20 protein-coding genes are annotated in these 21,009 nt (G+C 64.6%); 12 read left to right on the plus strand and 8 right to left on the minus strand.

The window, feature by feature from the left end; genetic code table 11:
- Positions 1 to 14 precede the first annotated feature (14 nt).
- Positions 15 to 2,660 carry a bifunctional acetaldehyde-CoA/alcohol dehydrogenase gene (gene adhE, locus I6E04_RS00180; protein ID WP_235421043.1) on the minus strand — a complete coding sequence of 882 codons (2,646 nt, stop codon included), beginning with the start codon at positions 2,658 to 2,660 and terminating at the stop codon, positions 15 to 17.
- Positions 2,661 to 3,609: 949 nt separating this feature from the next.
- On the opposite strand from adhE, the gene rpmB reads away from it, so the two are divergent.
- From rpmB to I6E04_RS00220, 8 genes are all read left to right on the plus strand, one after another.
- Complete coding sequence (rpmB, locus tag I6E04_RS00185; protein ID WP_066832438.1) at positions 3,610 to 3,798, plus strand: 50S ribosomal protein L28; 189 nt, start codon at positions 3,610 to 3,612, stop codon at positions 3,796 to 3,798.
- Positions 3,799 to 4,067: 269 nt separating this feature from the next.
- Complete coding sequence (locus tag I6E04_RS00190; protein WP_235421045.1) at positions 4,068 to 6,383, plus strand: ABC transporter ATP-binding protein; 2,316 nt, start codon at positions 4,068 to 4,070, stop codon at positions 6,381 to 6,383.
- On the plus strand, positions 6,383 to 8,188 hold the full coding sequence (locus tag I6E04_RS00195) for an ABC transporter ATP-binding protein (RefSeq protein WP_235421047.1): 1,806 nt from the start codon (positions 6,383 to 6,385) through the stop codon (positions 8,186 to 8,188). The genes I6E04_RS00190 and I6E04_RS00195 overlap by 1 nt, the downstream gene beginning before the upstream one ends.
- A 175-nt stretch (positions 8,189 to 8,363) precedes the next feature.
- Positions 8,364 to 9,365, plus strand: coding sequence for a glutamate ABC transporter substrate-binding protein (locus tag I6E04_RS00200; RefSeq protein ID WP_235421048.1), 1,002 nt, complete (start codon positions 8,364 to 8,366; stop codon positions 9,363 to 9,365).
- A 135-nt stretch (positions 9,366 to 9,500) separates the two neighbouring features.
- On the plus strand, positions 9,501 to 10,160 hold the full coding sequence (locus I6E04_RS00205) for an amino acid ABC transporter permease (RefSeq protein ID WP_235421049.1): 660 nt from the start codon (positions 9,501 to 9,503) through the stop codon (positions 10,158 to 10,160).
- Positions 10,157 to 10,987, plus strand: a complete 831-nt coding sequence (locus I6E04_RS00210) for an amino acid ABC transporter permease (RefSeq protein ID WP_235421050.1) — start codon at positions 10,157 to 10,159, stop codon at positions 10,985 to 10,987. Before I6E04_RS00205 ends, I6E04_RS00210 begins: the two co-directional genes overlap by 4 nt.
- Positions 10,988 to 11,012: 25 nt before the next feature.
- Positions 11,013 to 11,771 (plus strand): amino acid ABC transporter ATP-binding protein, encoded by a 759-nt coding sequence (locus tag I6E04_RS00215; protein ID WP_328225200.1) that lies wholly within the window; start codon positions 11,013 to 11,015, stop codon positions 11,769 to 11,771.
- Between the two features lie 59 nt (positions 11,772 to 11,830).
- Positions 11,831 to 12,619, plus strand: coding sequence for a gamma-glutamyl-gamma-aminobutyrate hydrolase family protein (locus I6E04_RS00220; RefSeq protein WP_235421051.1), 789 nt, complete (start codon positions 11,831 to 11,833; stop codon positions 12,617 to 12,619).
- Between the two features lie 3 nt (positions 12,620 to 12,622).
- Here the strand turns inward: I6E04_RS00220 and I6E04_RS00225 are convergent, their stop codons facing one another.
- Genes I6E04_RS00225 through I6E04_RS00235 form a run of 3 tightly spaced genes read right to left on the minus strand, consistent with a single transcriptional unit; the run spans position 12,623 to position 16,016 of the window.
- A complete protein-coding gene (locus I6E04_RS00225) occupies positions 12,623 to 13,771 on the minus strand; it encodes an ABC transporter ATP-binding protein (protein WP_235421053.1) in 1,149 nt (382 codons plus the stop codon).
- Entirely contained in the window at positions 13,768 to 14,799 is a 1,032-nt protein-coding gene (locus I6E04_RS00230; protein ID WP_235421055.1) for a FecCD family ABC transporter permease, read from the minus strand. Before I6E04_RS00230 ends, I6E04_RS00225 begins: the two co-directional genes overlap by 4 nt.
- Entirely contained in the window at positions 14,796 to 16,016 is a 1,221-nt protein-coding gene (locus tag I6E04_RS00235) for an ABC transporter substrate-binding protein (RefSeq protein WP_235421056.1), read from the minus strand. The genes I6E04_RS00230 and I6E04_RS00235 overlap by 4 nt, the downstream gene beginning before the upstream one ends.
- A gap of 127 nt (positions 16,017 to 16,143) precedes the next feature.
- On the opposite strand from I6E04_RS00235, the gene I6E04_RS00240 reads away from it, so the two are divergent.
- The 3 genes from I6E04_RS00240 to I6E04_RS00250 all read left to right on the plus strand — a co-directional run bounded on the left by I6E04_RS00240 (position 16,144) and on the right by I6E04_RS00250 (position 18,138).
- Entirely contained in the window at positions 16,144 to 16,689 is a 546-nt protein-coding gene (locus I6E04_RS00240) for an NUDIX hydrolase (RefSeq protein WP_235421058.1), read from the plus strand.
- Positions 16,686 to 17,783, plus strand: coding sequence for an NAD(+) diphosphatase (gene nudC / locus I6E04_RS00245; RefSeq protein ID WP_235421059.1), 1,098 nt, complete (start codon positions 16,686 to 16,688; stop codon positions 17,781 to 17,783). Before I6E04_RS00240 ends, nudC begins: the two co-directional genes overlap by 4 nt.
- A gap of 103 nt (positions 17,784 to 17,886) precedes the next feature.
- On the plus strand, positions 17,887 to 18,138 hold the full coding sequence (locus tag I6E04_RS00250; RefSeq protein ID WP_235421060.1) for a hypothetical protein: 252 nt from the start codon (positions 17,887 to 17,889) through the stop codon (positions 18,136 to 18,138).
- Here I6E04_RS00250 and I6E04_RS00255 read toward each other — a convergent pair.
- The 4 genes from I6E04_RS00255 to I6E04_RS00270 are packed head-to-tail and all read right to left on the minus strand — an operon-like array spanning position 18,135 to position 20,398.
- The gene (locus I6E04_RS00255; protein ID WP_235421061.1) at positions 18,135 to 18,740 is read right to left on the minus strand and encodes an HAD family hydrolase; all 606 of its coding nucleotides are present in this window, start codon (positions 18,738 to 18,740) and stop codon (positions 18,135 to 18,137) included. The two genes, I6E04_RS00250 and I6E04_RS00255, sit on opposite strands and share 4 nt — an antisense overlap.
- A gap of 15 nt (positions 18,741 to 18,755) precedes the next feature.
- The gene (locus I6E04_RS00260; protein ID WP_235421062.1) at positions 18,756 to 19,496 is read right to left on the minus strand and encodes an acyl-[acyl-carrier-protein] thioesterase; all 741 of its coding nucleotides are present in this window, start codon (positions 19,494 to 19,496) and stop codon (positions 18,756 to 18,758) included.
- A 34-nt stretch (positions 19,497 to 19,530) separates the two neighbouring features.
- Positions 19,531 to 19,881 carry a phenylpyruvate tautomerase MIF-related protein gene (locus I6E04_RS00265; RefSeq protein WP_235421063.1) on the minus strand — a complete coding sequence of 117 codons (351 nt, stop codon included), beginning with the start codon at positions 19,879 to 19,881 and terminating at the stop codon, positions 19,531 to 19,533.
- Between the two features lie 31 nt (positions 19,882 to 19,912).
- Entirely contained in the window at positions 19,913 to 20,398 is a 486-nt protein-coding gene (locus I6E04_RS00270) for a SixA phosphatase family protein (protein ID WP_235421064.1), read from the minus strand.
- 256 nt (positions 20,399 to 20,654) lie between these two features.
- Here I6E04_RS00270 and I6E04_RS00275 point away from each other — a divergent pair, with 256 nt between their 5' ends.
- Positions 20,655 to 21,008, plus strand: coding sequence for an Asp23/Gls24 family envelope stress response protein (locus I6E04_RS00275; RefSeq protein ID WP_235421068.1), 354 nt, complete (start codon positions 20,655 to 20,657; stop codon positions 21,006 to 21,008).
- The last annotated feature ends 1 nt before the right edge of the window (position 21,009 follow it).

Consider the following 21,009-nt stretch of genomic DNA (forward strand, 5'->3'; position numbering starts at 1 on the left):
AACGGTTCCCTCGATTAGGCCTCGTAGCTCTGGGGCTCGCGGCCGTAGTAGGCGTCGAGGTACAGCTCCTTGATCTCGCTGATGAGCGGGTAGCGCGGGTTGGCGCCGGTGCACTGGTCGTTGAAGGCCTGCTCGCTCATCTCGTCGAGGGTCTCGAGGAAGTACTTCTCGTCGACACCGTACTCGGCGATGGTCTTCTTGATGCCGATGGACTCCATGAGCTCCTCGAGCTTGGCGATGAAGTTCTCGAACACCTCATGGTCGTCCTTGCCGGTGCAGCCGCAGTAGCGGCCGAGGTCGGCGTAGTCCTTGAGCGCGTGCGGGTACTGGTACTGGGAGAAGGTGCCCATCTTGACGGGCTTCTCCGCGGCGTTGTAGCGCATGACGCGGGTGAGGATGACGGCGTTGGCCAGACCGTGGGGCAGGTGGTGGAAGGCGCCGAGCTTGTGGGCCATGGAGTGGTTCACGCCGAGGAAGGCGTTGGCGAAGGCCATACCGGCGAGGCAAGAGGCGTTGTGCATCTCCTCGCGGGCGTGCGGATCGGCGGCGCCCTTCTCGTAGGCCGCGGGCAGGTTCTCGAACACGAGCTTGGCGGCGCGCATGGACAGGCCGCGCGTGTAGTCGGAGCTCATGATCGAGACGTAGGACTCGATGGCGTGGGTCATGACGTCGATGCCGGAGGCGCAGGTGAGGCCCTTCGGGGCGGTCATGGCGTTGTCGACGTCGACGATGGCCATGTTCGGCAGCAGCGCGTAGTCGGTGATCGGCCACTTGATGCCGGTCTCGGCGTCGGTGATGATGGCGAACGGGGTCACCTCGGAGCCGGTGCCCGAGGAGGTCGGGACGGCGACGAAGTAGGCCTTCTCACCGAGCTTGGGGAAGGTGAAGACGCGCTTGCGGATATCCATGAAGTCCATGGCGGCGTCCTCGAAGTTGACCTCGGGGTGCTCGTACATGAGCCACATGATCTTGCCGGCGTCCATCGCGGAGCCGCCGCCGACGGCGATGATGAGGTCGGGCTCGAACAGGCGCATGCGCTCGGCGCCCTTCTGGGCGTCCTGCAGGCGCGGGTCGGGGCAGATGTCGTAGAACGCATCGTGCGCGACGCCCATCTCATCGAGCTTGGCCTCGATGGCGCGGCAGTTGCCGTTCTTGTAGAGGAAGGAGTCGGTCACGATGAAGGCGCGCTTCTTGCCCATGACGCGGCCGAGCTCGTCGAGGGCGACGGGCGTGCAGCCCTTCTTGAAGTAGATCTTCTCGGGAGCCCTGAACCAGAGCATGTTCTCGCGGCGCTCGGCCACGGTCTTGATGTTGAGCAAGTGCTTCACCCCAACGTTCTCGGAGACGGAGTTGCCACCCCAGGAGCCGCAGCCCAGCGTGAGGGACGGCTTCATGCCGAAGTTGTACAGGTCGCCGATGCCGCCCTGGGAGGACGGGGTGTTGATCACGATGCGGCACGCCTTCATGGTGTCCTCGAACAGCGCGATCTTCTCCTTCTCGGCAGGGTGCACGTACAGGGACGCGGTGTGGCCCGGGCCGCCGGCGAGCACGAGGTGCTCGGCCTTGTCCACGGCCTCCTGGAAGGTCTTGGCGTGGTACATGGCCAGGACGGGGGAGAGCTTCTCGTGGCTGAACTCCTCGGTCGCGGGGTCGGTGGAGGTGACCTCGGCGATCAGGATCTTGGTCTTGGGCGGCACGGAGATGCCGGCGAGCTCGGCGATCTTGGCGGCGGGCATGCCGGGGATGCGGTGGTCGAGCGCGCCGTTCTTGAACATGGTCTCGCGCAGGGCCTCGAGCTCCTTGCCCTTCTTGACGAAGTAGCAACCACGGTGCTCGAACTCGGCCTTGACCTGGTCGTAGACGGAGTCAAGCGCGGTCACGGACTGCTCCGAGGCGCAGATCATGCCGTTGTCGAAGGTCTTGGAGTGGATGATGGAGTTGACGGCGTTCAGGATGTCGGCCGTCTCGTCGATGACGACGGGGGTGTTGCCGGCGCCGACGCCCAGGGCGGGCTTGCCGCTCGAGTAGGCGGACTTGACCATGCCGGGGCCGCCGGTGGCCAGGATGATGTCGACGTCGCTCATGAGCTTGCTGGTGAGCTCGAGGGTGGGCTGGTCGATCCAGCCGATGATGCCCTCGGGGGCGCCGGCCTTGACGGCGGCGTCGAGCACGACCTTGGCGGCGGCGATGGTGCACTTGGCCGCGGCGGGGTGCGGGGAGATGATGATGGCGTTGCGGGTCTTCAGGCAGATGAGGCACTTGAAGATCGCGGTCGAGGTCGGGTTGGTGGTCGGGATGACCGCGCCGACGACGCCGATGGGCTCGGCGACCTTGGTGATGCCGTAGGCCTCATCGCGCTCGATCACGCCACAGGTCTTGGTGTTCTTGTACGCGTTGTAGATGTACTCGGCCGCGTAGTGGTTCTTGATGACCTTGTCCTCGAGAACACCGCGCTTGGTCTCCTCGACGGCCATCTTGGCCAGGGGGATACGGGCCTTGTTGGCCGCCATGGCAGCCTCGTAGAAAATCTTGTCCACCTGCTCCTGGGTGTAGGTGGCGAAGACCTTCTGGGCCTCTCGCATGCTCGCGAGTTTGGCCTCGAAGGCCTCAATCGAATCTACGATTGCGGGGGCGGCTTCGACCGTTGGCTTTTTTGCCATGCTGAGCTCCTTTTCATCGGTGCCTGCCTATGGCCTATATTCTATATAAGGTTCGGGGGGTCATATGGCGTCGTTGGCGATTCTTTACCGTAAACGGTCGAATGAAACGCTTCAACATGCGAATCCTGACCGATATATGACAAAGATATGTAGAAGTCCTGAGATACCATCGCGCAAATCCACCTAAAACGACCTCGCAAAACCGTCAAATCGTTCAAAATGAGTCCGTTCTGACCACATGAATAGTGAAACGCTTCAATCTTTAGTAGGTGGATATCGAAATCGGGCTGACGGCGCGAGGAACCGCGCGCCGTCGAACACTTCGCGTATATGCGCATCGAAATGACGCTATCGGCGAACGGCGCCTCATTGGAGATACGGCGTCTGACGTTTTTCACACCTCACATTACGACCTGAACTCACCTCTCGCCTGAGGGACTCGGCACTGGCACTCCGAGCTCAGTACTGACAGTCCAAACTCAGTACTGACAGTCCAAACTCAGTACTGACAGTCCAAACTCAGTACTGACAGGAGGAGCTCCGTGCTGACAACATTTGATCCAAACGCATTCTTTATGTCAGTAGGGAGTTCCAACTGTCAGTAGGGAGTCCGGAGTGTCAGTAGGGAGTTCCGATGCGGATGTGAAGCGGTGTCTTGCGAAACGGCGCCTGACGTTTTCACGCCCCAACTGCCGATGGGGAACTGGGGATGCGGACATATTCTCGGACCGGCCAACGCGAAATCGTGTCTGTCGGCTCGCCTGACGTCTCTTCGCATCGGGGCGATCGATCCAGCATCTTGCATATGGCGCGGGTGCGGGTTACTCTGTCTCCACTGCACGGAATCGCTCGCTTATGTAGATTCCGCACATGTCCCGTGTTCTGTGCTATAGTGCAATGCTGTTTGTTCATGCGGCTGTCCGTTTGCCGTCCAAGGAGGTTACCTGATATGTCCAAGGTTTGTGAGATCTGCGGTAAGCACCCTGTTGCTGGTCGCTCCATCAGCCACTCGCACCGCGTCGCCATCCGTAAGTTCCGTCCCAACATCCAGCGCGTGTATGTTGTCGTCGACGGTCATCGTCGCAAGATGAACGTTTGCACCAACTGCCTCAAGTCCGGCAAGGTTGCCCGTTCCTAAGAGCCTTAACGGCAGACAGCGCGTGAACCGAGCAATCGGATAGCAAATGTTACAGGCACCCCGCGGGGTGCCTTTTTCATGCCTGTTACAAGTGCGCATTTCTGCTGCAGGTATGCGGGCGATCCCGACGCGGCCGTACGATCCCGATGGGCCCATATCGCCCGGCGGGACCGACGAAACTTCTGTGAATCGGCGTACCGGGCGCATCGCCGAATGTAATTCGGAAAGAATAACCGGCATCTGTGAATCCACGGGATGGAGAGCGGACCGTGAAGATCTTCAGCTTCCTCAAAGACCATAAGGTCAGTTTCCTGATCGCGCTCGTGCTGCTGTTCGCACAGGCGAACTGCGAGCTCACGCTGCCGGGGCTCATGAGCGATATCGTCGACGTCGGTATCGGGCAGGATGGCATCGCGAGCGTCGTGCCCGATACGATCCGCGCCGACGACCTTGCGGATCTCGAGCTTTTCCTCACGCAGGAAGAGGCCGAACATGTCGATGCATCCTACAGTCCCGTCGCCGATGGCGTAAGGACGTTCACTGGAGACGATACCGCCCGAAAAGACCTCGAGGGTTTCTTGGGTCAGGCGGAGATGGTGGCTTATCGGTTCGAGCAGGGCATCTCGACCGATACGCTGCTCGACGCGATGGCCCCGTTGTTCTCGACCGGCACTTCTCCCGAGGCTGTGGAAGGGGCGCGCCGTCAAGCCGAGGAGCTTTTGGGCGCCACCGTCGACATGGACGACATCGCGGCGCTGGCAGCATCCGGCGCGATGTCGCGCGACGACCTCGTCCAGATGCGCGAGGCGCTCGTCGACAAGCTGGACGATACGGGGGAGTCACTCGTCGAATCCCGCGCCATCGCCTATGTGGAGGGCGCCTACGAGCGCGCCGGCGTCGACCTTCACGCCGTCCAGTCTGGCTATCTGATCCGTCAAGGTGCGACCATGCTCGGCTTCGCGCTGTTGTCCGCGCTTTGCGCCATCCTGTCGGCCCTGAACGCGAGCCGTACCTCCGCTGCGATCGGTCGCGACCTGCGTCATCGCCTCTACGAGCGCGTGCTCGACTATTCGCCGGCCGAGATGAACCGCTTCTCGGCCGCCTCGCTCATCACGCGGGCCACGAACGACATCCAGCAGATCCAGATGATCACGGTGATGTGCCTGCGCATCGTGTTGTTCGCCCCCTGCATGGGTATCGGCGCGGTGGTGCGCGTGCTCTCGACCCCGACCGGCATGGAATGGATCCTGGTCGTCGCGATCGTCGTCATCGCCATCGCGATCGGCGTGCTCATGGGCGTCACGCTACCCAAGTTCAAGATCATGCAGTCGCTGGTCGACCGCAACAACCTCATCGCGCGCGAGATCCTCACCGGCATCATGCCGATTCGCGCCTTCGGTCGTCAGCGTCATGAGGAGGAGCGCTACGACGAGGCGAACCGCGAGCTCACGCGTACCTATATCTTCACCAACCGCTGCATGGTGCTGCTCATGCCGGTCATGATGATCGTCATGAACGCGACCACCGTCGGCATCGTGTGGTTCGGCGCCCAGGGTGTCGATACGGGCAGCCTGCAGGTCGGCACGCTCATGGCCTACATCAACTACGTCATGCAGGTCATCATGAGTTTCATGATCCTCACCATGATCTCGGTCATGCTGCCGCGCGCCGGCGTGGCCGCCGATCGCGTTCAGGAGGTGCTCGAGACCCCGACGTCCATCTGCGATCCCGATCCCGCACGCCGCGTCACGCGCGAGGACGGCGCGGGATGGCGCGGCGTCGTGTCCTTCCGCGATGTGACGTTTTCCTATCCGGGTGCCGATGCGCCCACGCTCGAGCACGTGAGCTTTACCGTCGAGCCCGGCAAGACGCTCGCCATCATCGGTTCGACCGGCTGCGGCAAGTCGACGCTCGTCCAGCTCATCCCACGCCTGTACGACGTCACGCGCGGGTCGGTCACGCTTGACGGCGTCGACATCCGCGACATCGATCTGGCGGAGCTCCGGCGCGTGATCGGTTACGTCCCGCAGCAGCGCATGCTGTTCTCGGGAACCATCGAGAGCAATATCAAGTTCGGCGACGAGGCCATGGACGATGCCGACATGGTCCGCGCCGCACGGATCGCGCAGGCCGAGGAGTTCATCGACACCGAGCCCGATGGATACGAGAGTCCCATCAGCCAAGGTGGCTCCAACGTGTCGGGTGGTCAGAACCAGCGTATCTCCATCGCTCGCGCGCTCGCCATCCGCCCGAAGGTCCTCGTGTTCGACGATTCGTTCTCGGCGCTCGACTACAAGACCGATGCCGCCCTGCGTGCGGAGCTCGAGCGCTCGTGCTCCGATGCCGCCGTCATCATCGTCGCACAGCGCATCGCCACCATCATGCACGCCGACGAGATCCTTGTGCTCGACGACGGGCGGATCGTGGGCAGGGGCACCCATGGCGAGCTGCTGCGCACCTGTCCGGAATACCTGGAGATCGCCAAAAGCCAGCTGTCCACCTCAGAGCTCGGCCTTGTCGAGACGTCGTCGTCCGTCGAAGGCGCCGCGACGGATGGCGTGGCACGGGAAGGAGGTGAGCGCTGATGCCGGGACATGGTCGTCGCGGTCCCGCCTCCGAGCGCGCTCGCGATTTCAAAGGGACCCTCAAGCATCTCGTCATCTATCTTTCGCATGAGCGCGTTCCGGTGCTCATCGCGTTGACGTGCGCGATCGCCTCGGTCGTCTTCAACGTCATCGGGCCGCGTATCCTCGGCTCCGCGACCACGATGCTGTTCCAAGGGCTCGCCGCCAAGGTCGCGGGTACGGGCTCGATCGACTTTTCCGGCATCGGGCGCGTCCTGGCGACGCTGCTGTGCCTCTATATCACCTCGGCGGCGTTCAACTTCTGCCAGGGGTGGCTCATGACCGGCGTCACGCAGCGCGTGTGCTACCGCATGCGCCGCGAGATCGTCGAGAAGATCGATCGCATGCCGCTTTCCTACTTCGAGAGCAACGCGGTGGGCGACGTGCTGTCGCGCATCACCAACGACGTCGACACCGTCGGGCAGTCGCTCAATCAGTGCGTGACGCAGCTCATCACGTCGATCACGCAGATCGTCGGCGTCACGGTGATGATGCTGTCGGTGTCCGTCGCGCTGGCCGGCGTGACCTTCCTCACGATCCCCGTGTCGCTTGTCCTGGTCGTGCTCGTCGTGCGTACGTCGCAACGCTACTTCCGCCAGCAGCAGGCCCTGCTCGGACGCGTCGACGGCATCATCGAGGAGAGCTTCTCGGGGCAAAACGTCATCAAGGTGTTCAATCGCGAGCAGCGCGCCGTGACCGATTTCGACGGGGCGAACACGTTGCTCTACGACGCCGGGTGGCGCTCCCAGTTCCTGTCGGGTCTCATGCAGCCCATCATGAACCTCGTCGCGAACCTCGCATATGTGGGCGTCGTGGCGTTCGGTGCGTTTTTGGCGATAGGCGGCGCGATCACCGTGGGCGACATCCAGGCGTTCATGCAGTACGTGCGCAACTTCACGCAGCCGATCACGCAGCTCACGCAGGTGTCCAACATGCTGCAGATGTTGTCGGCGGCGGCCGAGCGCATCTTCGAGTTCCTCGACGAGGCCGAGGAGACCCCCGACGCCGAGACACCCGCGCGCCGTGCCCGCACCGAGGGCGCGGTGCGCTTCGAGCACGTGCGGTTCGGCTACGTGCCCGGCAAGACCATCATCCACGATTTCTCCTGCGATATCCGGCCCGGTCAGACCGTGGCGATCGTCGGTCCCACCGGTGCCGGCAAGACGACCCTCATGAAGCTGCTCATGCGCTTCTACGATGTCGATGCGGGCGCGATCCTCGTGGATGGCGTCGATGTGCGCGACGTCGCGCGGGACGATCTGCGTGCCGACTTCGCGATGGTCCTTCAGGATACCTGGCTGTTCAGCGGTTCGGTGATGGAGAACATCCGCTACGGCCGCGCCGATGCGACCGACGACGAGGTGCGCGCTGCCGCGAGGGCGGCCCTCGCGGACCACTTCATCCGCACGCTGCCGGGTGGCTACGGGTTCGAACTCAATGAAGATGCGTCGAACGTGAGCCAAGGCCAGCGTCAGCTGCTCACCATCGCGCGCGCCTTCATCGCCGACCGTCCGATCCTCATCCTGGACGAGGCGACCTCGAACGTCGACACACGCACCGAGGAGCGCATCCAGCGCGCCATGGACGCCCTCATGCAGGGGAGGACGAGCTTCGTGATCGCGCATCGCCTGTCGACGATCCGCAACGCCGACGTGATCCTCGTGCTGCGAGACGGCGATATCGTCGAATCGGGCACCCATGAGGAGCTGCTCGCCGCGGACGGATTCTACGCCGAGCTCTACAATTCGCAGTTCAACGAGGCGTGAGGGGGGGGGCACTCCGCACGCGTAGTGGGAAAATGGGGACAGTCCCCATTTTCCCAGGGCGTGTTACGTTTTCAATTTCGAGTATATGGGTATGATTTTCGGATACAATGCCCCTACGCGGCCTATCGCAGGTCACACTTTAGTGCACTGGTGCACACGACCGAAAGGATCATCTATGTCTAAGCTCTCCTTGGGCAATCGTCTCGTTCTCAACCGTCGTCAAGCGCTTGCCGGTCTCGGCGCCCTGACGGGTGTCGCCGCGTTCGGTCTGGCCGGCTGCTCCGATGAGGAGGCTCCCGCGCCGGAGGGCTCGTCTGCCGGCTCCACGACCGACGAGGAGTCCGAGGGCGCGCAGATCGATGCCGCCGCCTACGACGAGCTTGTCGCGTCCGGCCCGGTCGCCGATGCCGCCGCCATCGAGGCAAGCGAGTGGGCGACCAAGATCAAGGAGGCCGGCACGCTGCGCGTGGGCGGCGTCCAGACCTCCATGCTGTTCTGCCTCATGAACGAGAAGGACAACAAGGTCCGTGGCTTCGATGCCGGCCTGTTCCAGATGCTCGCCAACTACATCCTGGGCGATCCGGACGCCTACGAGCTCACGCAGGTGACGTCGGACACGCGCGAGTCAGTGCTGACCAACGACCAGGTCGACGCGGTGTTCGCCACCTATTCGATCACCGATGAGCGCAAGGAGATCATCTCCTTCGCCGGTCCGTACTACACCACCCAGCAGGGTATCCTGGTCATGGCCGACAACGCCGACATCAACGGTGTCGACGACCTCGCCGGCAAGAACGTCGCCGCCCAGTCCGGCTCGACCGGTCCGTCGGTGCTCGAGGAGTACGCGCCCGAGGCGAAGGTCCAGGAGTTCACCACCGACGAGGAGGCGCGCACCGCGCTCGAGCAGGGTCGCGTCGACGCCTACGTCATCGACGCCACGATGCAGATGGGTGCCATGACGCGCAACCCCGGCAAGTACCGTCTCGCCGGCGAGGAGTTCGGCCCGGTCGATCCCTACGGCATCGGCCTTCCGCACGACTCCGACGGCGTCGCGTTCGTCAACGAGTTCCTCACCACGATCGAGGAGGACGGCACCTGGTCCGAGCTGTGGCAGGTCTGCATCGGCGACCGCGCCGAGATCGAAGAGGCTCCGGAGCCGCCCGCGATCGGCGCGTAGCGCATCATCATGCGCCTGCAGGCGCATTGCATGCGAATCGGGATGCGGGGGCCGGCGAAACGCTTCGTCGGCCCCTGTCTTTAGGTCGCCGCGGCCAGGTGCGCGCGGCGGGGGAGTAAGGGTAAGGAGGCTGCATTGGGACTGACCGAGCTTCTGTCCATCTACGGACAGGACTACCTCACGGCGCTGCTCACCACCTGGTGGATGACGGCCGTCTCGTTCGCGTTCGTGATGGTGCTGTCGGTGCTCGTCACGGTCATGCGCATCTCGCCGCTCAAGCCGCTGCGCATCGTCGGCGACCTGTACGTCCAGGTGTTCCGCAACATTCCCGGCGTCGCGCTGCTCGTGATCATCGTGTACGCGTTGCCCAACCTTCGCGTGGTGCTCGACTACACCACCTGCGTGATCGTCACGACGATCCTCATGGGTTCCGCCTTCGGTTCCGAGAACTTCATGAGCGGCATCAACACCATCGGCGTCGGGCAGATCGAGGCCGCGCGCTCGCTGGGTCTCACCTTCCGTCAGATCATCACGCAGATCGTGATCCCGCAGGCGTTGCGCTCGGCCGTGCTGCCCATGACCAACCTGCTGATCGCCGTGATGCTCACCACCGCGCTCGGCTCCCAGGTGCCCATGAGCCCCGAGGAGCTCACCGGCGTGGTGTCCTATATCAACACCCGGTCCACCGGCGGCATCCTTGCCTTCCTCATCGCGGCGCTCGGCTACGTGGGAACGGCGCTCGCCATCGGCTTTATCGGCAACCGCCTGGATAGGAAAGTGAGGATCTTGCGATGAGTGCGCACGCGAAGCCCCTGAGCATCCGCGATGCCCTCTACGAGGCCCCCGGCCCCCGCACGAAGCGGCGCATGGTCATCGGCACCGCCGTCTCGCTCGTGCTCGTCGCCATCGGCATCGCGCTCATCATCCGTCAGTTCTACATCACCGGGCAGCTCGCGCCGCGCTACTGGACGTTTCTGGCGCAGCCGACCACCTGGCGCTACCTGCTACAGGGTTTCCGCGGCACGGTTTCGGTCGCGCTCACCGCGGGCGCGATGTCGCTCGTGCTCGGTCTGGTGCTCATGCTCGGTCGCACGAGCGGCATCCGCCCGCTGTCCGCGCTCTGCCGCATCGTCACCGATTTCTTCCGCGGCGTGCCGAGCCTGCTGCTCATCTACTTCTTCTTCCTCGTGGTTCCGCAGTACGGCATCAAGCTCTCGGCGTTCTGGATGATCACGCTGCCGGTCATGCTCGCCGCCTCCGGCGTGCTCGCCGAGGTCATGCGCGCCGGCGTGAACGCCGTCCCCAAAGGCCAGGTCGAGGCGGCGATGTCGCTCGGCATGCGTCGGGGCCGCATCATGTTCAAGATCGTGCTGCCGCAGGCGATCCGGTTCGTGATCCCCTCGCTCATCTCACAGCTCGTCGTGGTGGTCAAGGACACGACCGTCGCCTACGTGGTGAGCTATCCCGACCTCATGCAAAACGCCCGCGTGCTCATCACGAACTACGACGCCCTCGTGTCGATGTACTTCACGATCGCGATCGTCTACATCCTGCTCAACTACGCCATCAACAAGCTGTCCGCCGTCGTCGCCGAGCGTATGGGCGTCAAGATCATCCGCTAGGCCGGCCAACAGAACGGAAGGTACCATGTCTTTGGATCACACCGACGAGATGCCCGTCATCGAGCTTCGCCACGTCGACAAGCATTACGGCGACCTGCACGTCCTGCGCGACATCAACCTCAAGGTCTCGCGCGGCGAGGTGCTCGTGGTCATCGGCCCTTCGGGGTCGGGCAAGTCCACCATGTGCCGGACCATCAACCGGCTCGAGACCATCGATTCGGGCGAGGTGCTCATCGAGGGCAAGCCGCTTCCGCGCGAGGGGCGCGAGCTTGCCGCCATGCGCGCCGAGCTCGGCATGGTGTTCCAGAGCTTCAACCTGTTCGCGCACAAGACGATTCTGGAGAACGTCACCCTCGGCCCGATCGACGTGCTCGGCATGAAGCGCGAGGAGGCGGAGCGTCGCGCCATGGAGCTGCTCGCGCGCGTCGGTGTCGCCGAGCAGGCCGACAAGGTCCCCGCGCAGCTTTCCGGCGGCCAGCAACAGCGCGTGGCCATCGCGCGGTCGCTCGCGATGAACCCCAAGGCGATGATGTTCGACGAGCCCACGAGCGCGCTCGATCCCGAGATGATCAACGAGGTGCTCGATGTCATGGTCGAGCTCGCCCGCGGAGGCATGACGATGGTCGTCATCACGCACGAGATGAATTTCGCCCGTCGCGTGGCCGACCGCGTCGTGTTCATGGCGGATGGCCAGATCGTCGAGGAGGGCTCGCCCGACGAGTTCTTCGATCATCCCAAGACGCAGCGCGCCCGCGACTTCCTCGATTCCATCAAGGGTCACTGAGGGGCGACGCGCACGTCGCGATACGCGGTATTCGCACGACGATGAGGAGTTTGAACAGTATGGACGGAATCGACGTCACACCCACGGATACGGCAGCGGGCGCCCGCCCGCTCATTTTGGTGTCGCCGCGCTTGGAGCATTGCCAGCCCTGCCTCAAGATGCCCGAGGCGCTCGCGCCGGAGGAAACCGCGGCGACCGTCTTCCTCGACGCGATACTTGCCGCCGGCGGCCTGCCGCTCGTCATGCCGCTCACCGAAGACGACGAGGTGCTCGCCTCGATGGTCGCCATGGCCGACGGCATCGCGCTGCCGGGCGGACAGGACGTGGACCCCGCGCTGTGGGGCGATGCCGAGCCGTACGATCCCGCGCTGCTGTGCCCTGAGCGCGACGCCTTCGAGGTGCGGCTCATCAAGATGGCCCTGACGGCCCATAAGCCCCTGTTCGCCACCTGCCGTGGCGCCCAGGTGCTCAACGTCGCCCTCGGCGGCACCCTGTGCATGGACGTGCCGAGTTTCGAGCCGATCGACGGCATGGCGCTGTGGCGGCACCGCCCCATCCTGAGTGACCCCGCGCATCCCGTCGAGGTCCGTGCGGGTTCCCTGCTGGAGCGCGCCCTCGGCGGCTTCACGTCGATCCAGGCCAACTCGAGCCATCATTGCTGCGTGGATCGCCTGGGCGAGGGCGTGGAGCTCGTCGCGCGCGCGACCGACGGCGTACCCGAGGCGATCGAGGTTCCCTCCGAGCGTTTTTGCCTCGGGGTCCAATGGCATCCCGAGTACACCTGGCGCACGATGCCGACCGATTTCAATCTGTGGAAGGCGTTCGTCGCCGCCGCGGCCGGCCGCTGATCGCTATCCGCGATCGAGGGTGCCGAGATACGCATCGACCGAGCGGAACACGGCGACACCGGACCGTACGGCGTGGTCGATGAGCACACGGGCGGTGGCGTCCTCGTTTCCCCCGTCGATGCAACAGATGAGCGTTCCGCATGCGGATATGGTCCGGCATGCCTGCGCGACCAGCTCCTCATCGATCGGCTCGTAGGCGTATTGCGCGATCACGGTGCCGGCAAGGTGCCGTGCGAGCACGCAGTCGATATCGTGCTCGTAGAGCACGCCGGTCGCGAAGGGGATCCCGGCGCGCTGGAGCGCGCGGAAGCACGGCGCCCCCGTACCCGCTCCTGCGAGGACGAATACGCGGGCGGCGCCGGTCGGTGCGGGAAGCTCGACGCTGCCGAAGGCGGGCTCGAACGATCCGGCATCGAGGCCGTAAAGGTCCTCGATCGCCTGGGCGGTCATGACCCGATCGGGCGTACCCTGGCGGATCACGTGGCCGTCGCGGATGCAGACGACGTGGTCGGCCGCCTTCTGGGCGAGCTCGATCTCGTGCAGCGACGCGACGATCGCCATGTTCCGCTCCCGTGCATGGCGTCGCAGCAGCGCGAGCATCTCGATCTGCGCATGGATGTCCAGATACGATGTCGGCTCGTCGAGTAGCAGCAGACGCGGCATCTGCACGAGCGCGCGGGCGAGCAGGGTTCGCTGGCGCTGGCCGTCGCTCATATGCGCGAAATCGCGGTCGCGAATGTCCCAGATGCCCGCTTCGGTCAGCGCGGCGCGCACCGCCTCGCGGTCCTTCGCGTCGAGTATGCCCAGACTGCCGGTATAGGGATATCGTCCCGCCTCGACGATATCCTGGCAGGTCATGAGCTCGGTGCGGGGGCGTTCGGTGAACAGGCACGCGATCGTGCGCGCACGGGCGGTGCCGTCCACGTCGCGAAGCGCCTGCCCGAAGACCGAGATATCGCCTGCGAGCGGTGCCAGATGGCCGGCAAGCGTCTTGAGCAGGGTCGTCTTTCCCGAGCCGTTCGGGCCGATGAGCGCGACGACCTGGCCGGGGTGCACGGCGAGGTCGATACCGCGTATGAGCGGATGCGCGCCGTGTCCGACCGCCAGCCCGTGCGCGACGAGCGCGAGCATATCCGTATCGCGGGCGCTCATCTAAACGTCCTCGTACGCAGCATGAGCGCGATCACGATGGGCGCGCCGAACACGGCGGTCACGGCGCTGACCGACAGCTCGACGGGGGAGAACAGCATGCGCGCCACGAGGTCGCAGCCGCAGCAGAAGACCGCGCCCGTGAGAAAACACAGCGGCGTGACTGCGAGCGGGCGCGACGACCCGATGGCGATCTTGGCGATGTGCGGCGCGGCGATGCCCACGAACGAGATGGGGCCGGCGAACGCCACGACGCACGCCGACAGCAGGCTCGAGATAAGGACGATGAGCATGCGAAGGCCCATCACGTGCACGCCGAGGCTTTTCGCATACGTTTCGCCGAGCTGATAGGCGCCGAGGGGTTTGGACAGCGCGATCACGACGGCCGTCGCGGCGACGACGATAACGACCGCGGCGGCCACCTCGCTCCAGCGCGACCCGGAGAAGCTGCCCTGAGACCAGCTCTGCAGGTTGACGATGCTCTGGTCGTCGGCGAAGGCGATGAGGAAGTTCGTGACGGCCGAGCAGATGTAGCCCACCATCACGCCGGCGACGATGAGCATGCTCTGCGTCCTGACGCGCCGGGCGATCAGGAGCACGAGGCCCATCGTCGCCAGCGATCCGACAAGCGCGCCGGCGATCGACATCGCCGGCGTGAGGATCTGTCCGCTTCCGAGCACGGCGATCATGAGCACGGCGATCGCGCAGCGCGCTCCGGAGGAGATGCCGAGCACGAAGGGGTCGGCGATCGGGTTGGCGAAAAACGTCTGCAGCAGAAAGCCCGACAGCGACAAGCCCCCGCCGAGCACCAGGGACATGATGGCGCGCGGGAGGCGGATCTCCCAGATGATGCGGCTTGCCGTCGAGTCCGCAGGGCCGGCGAGCACGAGCCCCAGGCTTTCCGCCGGGGATAGGTCGGCGCTTCCCGCGCAGAGGCTCGCCACGAACAGCGCGATCAGCGCGATGGCGAGCGCGATGTGCGCACCGGCGAGCCGCATGCGGCGTATGTCCGTGGAGCCGCGTGCGGTCATGCGAGCTTCCAGAGGTAACCGTTTGCGGGCAGGGATTCCTCGAGCGCGGACCTGATATCCTCCAGGATCTCGTCGGTCGCGTTCATCGCCTGATACATGTTCTCGTCGCAGGCGTAGACCTCACCGGAGCGCACGGCGGCCATATCTGCAAGCAACGGGTTCTTATCCAGGATGTCGTCGATGTCGGTCACCGCGGTGTCGACCGTCGTGTTGTAGATGATGACGTCGGCATCCTTGGCCGTCGCGTAGAACGTCTCGAGATCGATGACGGATTGGACCGACGAGGAGCCGTCCTCCTCGTCGTCGGGGTCGAATGCGACGAAGGTGCCGCCCGCCATATCGATCATCTGCGAGAAATAGTCCGTCGAGCGGCGCGTGACGGCGGCGCCGTCCTCGTTGATGTAGAAGAAGGCGACCGTTTTGCCGGTCGGCTCGAGCGAGGCGATTCCGCGCACCCGCTCGGCGATATCCCCATATGCCGCCTGTGCGGCATCCTCGCGATCGAACAGCACACCCATCAGCTTGATCCATTCGAGTCTTCCCAAAACCTCGGGTTCGCTACTCGATTGCTCGGTCAGCACCGCCACGTCCAAGTCTTGCAGCTTGCGTTTGGCATCGGGTGCATGGTTGATCTTGGTGTTCTCGATGGCGAGCGTGCAACCCGCCTCGGCAATGAGCTCGAAGTCGGGGGAGCGGTACTTTCCGCCGTAGGCGATCTTGCCCGCGCGGATCTTCTCGGCAAGGCGCTCGTTGGGGGAGTCGTCGGCGGTGACCGAGCAGACGGAAACCGAATCCAGCGCATCGATCTCGTCGAGCAGGCAGATCATGCCCGTCGAAACCAGGTAGACGCTCGTCAGGGGCCGCCTGATGAGCGCGATATCCTCAGCCAGTCCGTCCGGTGCCGACCACGGCGCGTCGACGACGAGGAAGCGCTCGTCACCTGCGGTGCAGATCAGAACCTCGCCATCCTCGAGGCGATCGAGCGTGAAGTTGCGCGCCGCATCGAGCTCGATCGGCTGCGCCGCTCCAAGGTCGCATCCCAGGTCGGTGTTGCGGAAGGAGGCGGCACGGGCACCTTCGTCGGACGAGCCGTCCGCGCCCGCACGTTCGGGTGAGGAGGTCTCGCTGCAACCTGCAAGCCATGCGCCGGCGCATGCGGTGGATGCGGCGATCAGGGACAGCAGGTGGCGACGTTCGATCGGATGACGAAAAGGCATGGGGCCTTCTTTCGGACGGGATGGCTGCGACGAGCTTCGGCTCGTCGCAAAAGGGTACCCATCATGATAGCCCCATCCTTGCCCGTGGAGTAGGATGGAGCCTGTGGGAACGGCAAAGGAGGAGCGTATGCCGACACCTGATTTCATCGTGCGTCTTCGCGAGCATATCGGCCATGAGCTTCTATGGCTCGTCGGGGTGACGGCTTTCATCGAGGACGACCGCGGCCGTATCCTGCTCGGTCGGCGCACCGACACCGGGTGCTGGGCCCTCATCTCGGGCATCAACGAGCCGGGCGAGGAACCCGCCGACACCATCGTGCGCGAGGCGCTCGAGGAAGCCGGCGTCCGCATCGTGCCCACCGCGCTGGTGGACGTCCATGCCGATAATCGCATCCTCACCTACGATAACGGCGACCGGGTGCAGTATCTGGAGCTGCTCTACCTCGCAAAACTCGTCGGGGATGCGGACGACGCGCACGTCGGCGACGAGGAGAGCACCGACGTCGGCTGGTTTGAGCCCGACGACCTGCCCCATCCGCTCGCGCGGAGCACGCGAGAGCGCATCGGTATCGTCAAGCGCTATCGCGACCGGGTGCGCCAAGGCGACCGCAGCGCCCTGTTCCGCGTGACCGCCCGGGAAGGCGCGACGTCCGATAAGGAGGCACGGGCATGAGCGATGCGATGCGGCACGTGGAGCCGTTGCGCGATCTTCCGCTGGCGCAAAGCGAGATCGACTTCGATGTGGCGTCGAGGACCGACGAGGGCCTCATCGACCGTCTGCTCGATGACGAGGCGACCAAGGTCCTGCTCGTGCGCGAGGGCTCGGTTGCGGTGCGCGGTGCGGCATCGACCGCCGCGGCAGCGGCGCTCTCGTGCGCCGATGATCCGGCGGCGCCCCGTCCCGATGCGGGTGCTCCCGCAGGCGAGCTCGACTTGGCGCTGATCTCCGCCGCCGACGTCCGCCGTGACGCGCGACGTCCCGGTGCGCTCGTCGTATACCTTGGATGCGAGCATGGCGATACTGCCGACATCCCGTATCTCGCACTCGATATCACGCGTATCCGTTCCGATAGCGAACTGGGACGTGCCGGCGCCGATCACGAGCCCGATGGGGCGGATGCCGTCTTCGGCGACGGGGAGCCGGCTTGGTTCGACTGGCTCGAGCTGCGCTCCTTTGCGCCCTGCGCCTCCGCGCGCGACGCCGGGCTCGCCACGAGCGCGATCGCCATCACCACGTGGCAGCGCAGCCAGCGCTTTTGCCCGTACTGCGGCTCGCCGGTGGTGCCGATCTGGTCGGGCTGGGCGCAGACCTGCTCGAATCCCGACGACGCCGGGCGGCTGCTCTTCCCACGCATAGAGCCGGCGGTCATCACCGCGATCGTGGATGATGACGACCGCCTGTTGCTTCAGCACAACCGCGCATGGCGGCCCCGGTTCCATTCGGTGTCGGCGGGATTCGTCGAGGCGGGGGAGAGCCTGGAGCATGCCGTGCGTCGCGAGGCGAAGGAGGAGGTCGGTATCGAGGTGGACGATGTCCGCTACCTCGGGTCTCAGCCATGGCCGTTTCCCGCCTCGATCATGCTCGCGTTTCGGGCGCACGCCTGCGACACCGACATCCGCGTCGACGAGGATGAGGTCGGCTCAGCACGTTGGTTCACGCGCGAGGAACTGATCCGTGCCGTGGCGACCGGCGAGATCGAATCGCCGGGACGCGCGTCGATCGCCCGCCACATGATCGAGCAATGGGTGGGCAAGCGCTTGCCTTGATCATCGGCTCGAATGCTTACACGATCCTGACGCATCCATGACCGTGTGTTGCCCCGGACGCGGTAAGAACAAGATGTACGACGTCTTGGGAGAGGTGGCGACCATGGTTGACTGGCATGAGATCATCGGCGATCGCGAAAGCGAGTTCACCGGCAAGAAGGGCGAGCTGCTGCGCTACGGAGGCGTCACATTCGTGCTGCTGGTCATCGTGCAGCTCGTGAAGGCGCTGCTTTCGGTCATCGGGTACGCGTCGGATACGCTTGATGTGGCGTTCGTGGCGATATCGCTCGCCATGTTCGCCGTGTATCCGCTCTACCGGAAGGTCAGGCCCGCCCAAGTGGGCGATGCGGCCTAGCCGAAAATGGCACGTTCGAGGGCGTGCGCGTCGCCCGTGAAGTGGAACGCCGCCATGCCTGCGACCCTCGCGCCCGCGCAGTTGTCCGCATTGTCGTCCACGAACAGGCAGCTGGCCGGCTCAAGGCCGTAGCGCGCGCAGAGCAGCCGGTAGATGGCCGGGTCGGGTTTCATGATCCGCTCGTATCCCGAGACGATCCGACCGTCCATGAGGGGGTAGACCGGGCATCCCGCGAGCTGGAGGTCGATGCGCGTCGAGGCGTTCGAGAGCAGATAGAGGCCATATCCCTGTCGTTTGAGTCGAACGACGAGGTCGCACACCTCGCCGAGCGGCTCGGATCGCTCGGGCCAGCCTTCCAGGCAGGCGTGCAGGTTCGGGTGGAGCCGTTCGGGCAGGTGCGCCTCGGCGATGCGGCGCATCGTCTCGTGGTCGATGGCGCCGGCATCGAGCAGGGCCCACTCCGCGCGCCCGAACAGGGCACGGTACAGCAGCTCGGCATCCCGGGGCGTATCGGTGAAGCAGCGCGAGAAGGCGGGGCCGTCGAACGTCATGAGGACGTTACCCATGTCGAACACGATGTTCTCGAGTCGCGTGGCGCTCATGCGGGGCGGCCTTTCTCAGCGGAATTCGATCACGGCATAGGGGCTGCCCGTCTCATCGGCGAGCTCCACGACCGTGTTTCCATCGAGGTTGCCCACGGCGGGGTACAGGGCGTCGCCCAGCACCGCCGCTCGGCGGTAGTCCACCCGCACCCGGCTCGGCAGCACCTCGCGGGGGAGCTGGTCGAGCGCGATTTGGATGTACTGGCAGTTGTTGACGTGCTCGTTGGTGTCGATGAGGCCGCGACCGACGACGAGGGGCTCTCGTTGTTCGAGCGCATCGGGGAGGTCGATCCGATGGCCCTCGTGCGGCATGGCGAGCGGCTCATGCGAGCCGTAGGGGGTGACATGGCGCTCGTCGGGTTTGGCGAGTCGGCCGTTCGTAAGGTCGAGGAACGCCCATATGGAATCCGCTCGCGCGATCAGCGAACCGTCGGCTCCCTTGAGATAGAAGTTCCGTCGCCCGGTCACGCCCTTGAACGATGTCGCGAACGTGCCGACCACGACGTGCTCGCACAGGGCGGGATAGCGATCGATGACGATCTGCCAATGGGTGAGGAACCAGGCCCGTTGCTCGTGTTTGAGCCATTCCATCCCGACGCCGAGCGCCTCCGATTGGAACGTGCTGCAATCCTGGAAGGCGTTGACGAGCGCGGGCAGCGTCATGAGGCCGCGATGACCCACCTCGCTGTAGCGGACGTGCCAGGAATATTCGAATGAGTTGTCATCGCGTATGGGCGACGAGGTGTCCTGATCCATGGGTCGACGCTTTCTGCCACGGGCGGCATCGGAGCTAGAAGTTCGAGCCGTTCCAGCCGAAATGGGCGGTCGTGCGGTATTCGACGTATATCCGTGCCGGATCGATGCCGAGCGCCTCGCTCACGGCAGGGGTGAGAAGGCCGGTCAGCTCCTCCCAGACCTCCGCTGCGATCTGGGTACGTGCGAAGACGCTCACCTCGACGAGCGCGCAGGGCTGCGTATCATCGCCGGCGAAAAACATCGGCGCCTGTTCGTCGAAGGTGCACATGAGCCACTGCTCGGATTTGCCGGGGACGGTCGCTATGGCGTCGCCGAACGAGCGCTTGAGGGCGAGCTGCGCCTCGCGGGGTATGGCGGTGGAGGCGTGAACGCGGATGACGGGCATGGTTGCTCCTTGGGTACGCGAGGTGCGGGATTTAGTCGACGACGGGGCCTTGGACGAACCATTCGAGGGCGCCGGCGACGCCGCTGTCGTCAAGATCGATCGAGGCGATGCCGCCGGGTTTGAGCGCAAGGTCGACGCCGCTGATACGGCTGATGACGTTGTTCATGAACGGGATGTGACCGACCGCGATCAGGCAGTCGGCATCGGTCGCAGCGATCTGGGAGATGAAGGTGTCCTCATCCTGCTCCCACAGGCTGTCGACGAGCACGATGTCGTGGTCGCCTCCGAGCGTGCGATCGACCTCGTCGGCGGTTTGACGGGCGCGGACGGCAGGGCTCGACCAGATGGTCGCATGCGAGGCGCTGTGGGCGTCCAGCAGATAGAACGAGCGCATGAAGCCGTCGACCGAGGCGAGGACGGAACGGGCCGAATCGGTGAGCTCGCGATCGAAATCCGACTCGCCCGGGCCCGTGCCGCGCGCTTTGCCGTGGCGGACGAGGATGAGCTTCTTTACCATGGTGACCATCCTTTACGACGGGGGCATCTGACTCATGATTCTACCCGAGCTCCGCGCGTATGGAGCGAATTCGTATCCGATGATCGCGATGGGTTTTGCCGGCGGCCATCGGCGCGTGCATGTCTGCGCGATACCGTCCGCCCCCTGCAACATGTGGAACGTCGAGATGATGAGGACACGTCCCGTCCGGCGATGTAGAATACGATAATGATTGCTCCCGTGGACGATGCCTCGCGCATCTAGGAAGGAGACCATCGTGTCTGAGATCATCACCGGCAGCCTGAGCGTCTCCAACGACGTCATCGCCGATATCGCCGGGTATGCTGCGCTTTCGTGTTACGGCGTGGTCGGTATGGCCGAGCAGCAGCAGGGCGTCGAGTCCGTGCGTCTGCTTCCCGGCCAGCGTCTGCGCAAGGGCGTTCTCGTATCCTCCACCGAGGACGGACTCAAGCTCGACCTCCATATCGTGATCGAGAGCGGTGTCAACATGAAGTCCGTCTGCGAGAACCTCGCGAGCGCGGTGTCGTTCGCACTCGCCGAGATCGCGCAGATCGATCCCTCGCATCTCAAGATCGCCATCCACATCGACGCGCTCAAGTCGCGCGGCTAGG

It is taken from the genome of Collinsella tanakaei (genome assembly GCF_021531055.1).
Classification (GTDB): Bacteria; Actinomycetota; Coriobacteriia; order Coriobacteriales; family Coriobacteriaceae; genus Collinsella; species Collinsella tanakaei_B.

Bases quoted from the DNA above. Each gene is read 5' to 3' on its own strand.
- I6E04_RS00200 (WP_235421048.1), top strand. From the start codon at position 8,364: ATGTCTAAGCTCTCCTTGGGCAATCGTCTCGTTCTCAACCGTCGTCAA.
- rpmB (WP_066832438.1), top strand. From the start codon at position 3,610: ATGTCCAAGGTTTGTGAGATCTGCGGTAAGCACCCTGTTGCTGGTCGC.
- I6E04_RS00250 (WP_235421060.1), top strand. From the start codon at position 17,887: ATGGTTGACTGGCATGAGATCATCGGCGATCGCGAAAGCGAGTTCACC.
- I6E04_RS00195 (WP_235421047.1), top strand. From the start codon at position 6,383: ATGCCGGGACATGGTCGTCGCGGTCCCGCCTCCGAGCGCGCTCGCGAT.
- I6E04_RS00260 (WP_235421062.1), bottom strand. From the start codon at position 19,496: ATGGATCAGGACACCTCGTCGCCCATACGCGATGACAACTCATTCGAA.
- I6E04_RS00255 (WP_235421061.1), bottom strand. From the start codon at position 18,740: ATGAGCGCCACGCGACTCGAGAACATCGTGTTCGACATGGGTAACGTC.
- I6E04_RS00215 (WP_328225200.1), top strand. From the start codon at position 11,013: ATGTCTTTGGATCACACCGACGAGATGCCCGTCATCGAGCTTCGCCAC.
- I6E04_RS00225 (WP_235421053.1), bottom strand. From the start codon at position 13,771: ATGAGCGCCCGCGATACGGATATGCTCGCGCTCGTCGCGCACGGGCTG.
- adhE (WP_235421043.1), bottom strand. From the start codon at position 2,660: ATGGCAAAAAAGCCAACGGTCGAAGCCGCCCCCGCAATCGTAGATTCG.
- I6E04_RS00270 (WP_235421064.1), bottom strand. From the start codon at position 20,398: ATGGTAAAGAAGCTCATCCTCGTCCGCCACGGCAAAGCGCGCGGCACG.
- nudC (WP_235421059.1), top strand. From the start codon at position 16,686: ATGAGCGATGCGATGCGGCACGTGGAGCCGTTGCGCGATCTTCCGCTG.
- I6E04_RS00230 (WP_235421055.1), bottom strand. From the start codon at position 14,799: ATGACCGCACGCGGCTCCACGGACATACGCCGCATGCGGCTCGCCGGT.
- I6E04_RS00210 (WP_235421050.1), top strand. From the start codon at position 10,157: ATGAGTGCGCACGCGAAGCCCCTGAGCATCCGCGATGCCCTCTACGAG.
- I6E04_RS00265 (WP_235421063.1), bottom strand. From the start codon at position 19,881: ATGCCCGTCATCCGCGTTCACGCCTCCACCGCCATACCCCGCGAGGCG.
- I6E04_RS00235 (WP_235421056.1), bottom strand. From the start codon at position 16,016: ATGCCTTTTCGTCATCCGATCGAACGTCGCCACCTGCTGTCCCTGATC.
- I6E04_RS00220 (WP_235421051.1), top strand. From the start codon at position 11,831: ATGGACGGAATCGACGTCACACCCACGGATACGGCAGCGGGCGCCCGC.
- I6E04_RS00240 (WP_235421058.1), top strand. From the start codon at position 16,144: ATGCCGACACCTGATTTCATCGTGCGTCTTCGCGAGCATATCGGCCAT.